Origin of the sequence: Streptomyces niveiscabiei (assembly GCF_001419795.1) — a bacterium.
Classification (GTDB): Bacteria; Actinomycetota; Actinomycetes; order Streptomycetales; family Streptomycetaceae; genus Streptomyces; species Streptomyces niveiscabiei.
Genome location: NZ_LIRL01000550.1, coordinates 1 through 2,496, shown reverse-complemented (window position 1 = coordinate 2,496; position 2,496 = coordinate 1). Strand labels below are relative to the sequence as shown.

The 2,496-nt window shown below is 75.3% G+C and carries 2 protein-coding genes; both read left to right on the top strand.

Annotated features, from left to right (window positions below; genetic code table 11):
* Window positions 1–71 precede the first annotated feature (71 nt).
* Window positions 72–1,574, top strand: a complete 1,503-nt coding sequence (locus AOK24_RS25810; RefSeq protein WP_055722458.1) for an ABC transporter substrate-binding protein — start codon at window positions 72–74, stop codon at window positions 1,572–1,574.
* A gap of 4 nt (window positions 1,575–1,578) precedes the next feature.
* Window positions 1,579–2,496, top strand: a 918-nt coding sequence (locus AOK24_RS25805) for an ABC transporter permease (protein ID WP_159051982.1), incomplete at its 3' end; no start/stop codon positions are given.

Genomic DNA, 2,496 nt, shown 5'->3' with positions numbered 1-2,496 from the left:
CCCCCGGCCGGGCCGCCGCCAGGCATCGCACAGGCACTTCCCCGTCCCCCCTCCTGACAGACCGGTAGATCATGCGCATTCCCCAAGGCCACCGCCTCCTCGTAGCCCTCTTCGCCCTGCCGCTGCTCGCGGGCTGCTTCGCGTCGGGCGGGGGCGGCGGCGACGACGCCTCCGGCGCGCAGGACGGTGCCCGTCTCCGGGTCGCCCTCGCCTTCCCGCCCGCCGAGAAGCTCTCCCCGTACGGCGCCGACGCGACGATCCTCAGCAGGCTGGGGGTCACCGAAGGGCTGACCGCGCTGGACGCGAACGGGGCGCCCGCGCCGGCGTTGGCGCAGTCGTGGAAGCGGGTGGACGACCGGACCTGGGTGTTCACGCTCAGGGACGCCAGCTTTCAGGACGGCACCCGTGTCACCCCCGCCGCCGTCTCCGGATCGCTCGGGCGCGCCGCGCAGGCCAAGCCCGCCCCCGCCGCGCTCACCGGAGTGACGCTCAGCGCCAAGGCCGAGGGCGCCACCGGCGTACGGATCACGACGAGCGTCGCCGACCCCGTGCTGCCGTTGCGGCTGGCCAGTTCGAGTCTGGCGGTCCTCGCGCCGAAGGCGTACGGCGCGCAGGGCGCGGCGAACCCGGTCGGGACGGCCACGGGGCCGTTCGAGATCACGAAGGTGAGCGGCACGACGGCCGCGACCCTGAACCGTTTCGACGACTACTGGGGCGGACGCGCCCAGGCGTCCGGCATCGACGCCCGCTTCATAGCCGACGGCACCGCGCGCGCCAACGCCCTGCGCACCGGCGAGGTCGACATCGCCGAGGCGATCCCCGTCGCGCAGGCGGCCACCCTCGACGCCGCGACCCGCAAGGAGACGGCGACGACCCGCACCACCAGCCTCCTGCTGAACAGCAGGACGGGCACCTTCAAGGACCCGGCGCTGAGGGCAGCGGCGAGGGCGGCGGTCGACACCTCGACGCTGGCCAAGGGCGTGTACGAGGGCCACGCGGACGCGGGCACCGGCATCTACGGCCCCGCCGTCACCTGGGCCGCGGGCAAGCGCACAGAACCCACCGGCCGGGCCACCCCCGGCAAGCCGAACGGCGCGGCCGTCACTCTCGCGACGTACGACAACCGCCCCGAACTCCCCGAGGCCGCGCAGGTGCTGAAGCAGCAGCTGGAGAAGGCCGGTTTCAAGGTCACCCTGGAGGTCAGGGAGTACTCGCGGCTGGAGAGCGACGCGCTGGCGGGCAAGTTCGACGCGTTCGTGCAGGCCCGCAACACCCTCCTCGACACCGGCGACCCGGTGGCGGTCCTGGCCAGCGACTACACCTGCGACGGCGGCTTCGACATCGCGCAGCTGTGCGACAAGAAGGTCGACCAGGCCGTCGCGGCGGCGCAGGGCATCGCCGACACCGGCAAGCGCCAGGACGCGGCGATGACGGCCGAGGCCGCGATCCTCGGCACGGACGCGGTCGTCCCCCTCGTCCACCAGCGGGTGATCACCGGCGTCGGCGCGAAGGTGCGCGGCGTCCTCCTCGACCCGTACGAGCGCACGCTCGTCGGCATCGGCACCCGGCGCTGACCGCGTGGCACGGGTCACGGCGCTCCTGTGGCGGGTGGCCCTCGCCGCGGGCCTGGTCTGCGGCATCGGCCTCCTGCCCTGGCTGACGGACACGGACCCGGCGCTGACCGTCCTCAAGGCCCGCGCCGTCGACCGCGAACCCACCCCGCAGGTCCTGGCGGACATCCGCGGGCAGCTCGGCCTCGCCGACGGCCCGCTGCACCTCCTCGGCCAGTGGCTGTCCGGCCTCCCGCGAGGCGACGCCGGCCGGTCCTGGATCTCCGGCGAGGAGGTCACCCCGGCCGTCCTCCAGGCGCTCGGCGCGTCCCTGCTGCTGGTGACGGTCGCGCTGGCCGTCGCGGCGATCACCGCCGCCCTGGTCTGCGCGCCCACCCTCCGCCGGGGCGCCCGCCGCACCCTCGCCGGGCATGCCCCGGCCCGCTCGGGCTCCGCGATGCTCGCCGCGCTGCCGGAGTTCCTCACGGCGTCCGTGCTCGCCACGGTCGTAGGCGTCCAGCTCGGCTGGCTGCCCGCGCTCGGCTGGTACGGGCTCAAGTGGACGATCCTGCCCGCGCTCGCGCTGGGGCTGCCTGCCGGGGCCGTGCTCGGGCGGCTGCTGGACGACCTGCTGCCGGGCGCGTTCGCCGAACCCTGGGCGAAGGCGGCCACCGCGCGCGGGATCCCCGGCGGGCGGATCGCCCGGCACGCGGTACGGCGCAGCCTGCCCGGACTGCTGCCCAACCTGGGCCTGTTCGCGGTCGGGCTGACCGGCGGGTCGGTCGTCGTGGAGCAGATCTTCGACATCCCCGGCCTCGGCCGCACCACCCTCCAGGCGGCCCTCGCCCAGGACCTCCCGGTCCTCCAGGCGGGCACCCTCGCGATGATCCTGTTCGCCGCGCTCGTCACGGGCGCGGCGAACAGGATCGCCCGCCCCCTCCTCGGC

What these genes read in the sequence shown, in the direction of transcription:
- AOK24_RS25810 (WP_055722458.1), top strand. Translation starts at nt 72, where the DNA reads ATGCGCATTCCCCAAGGCCACCGCCTCCTCGTAGCCCTCTTCGCCCTG.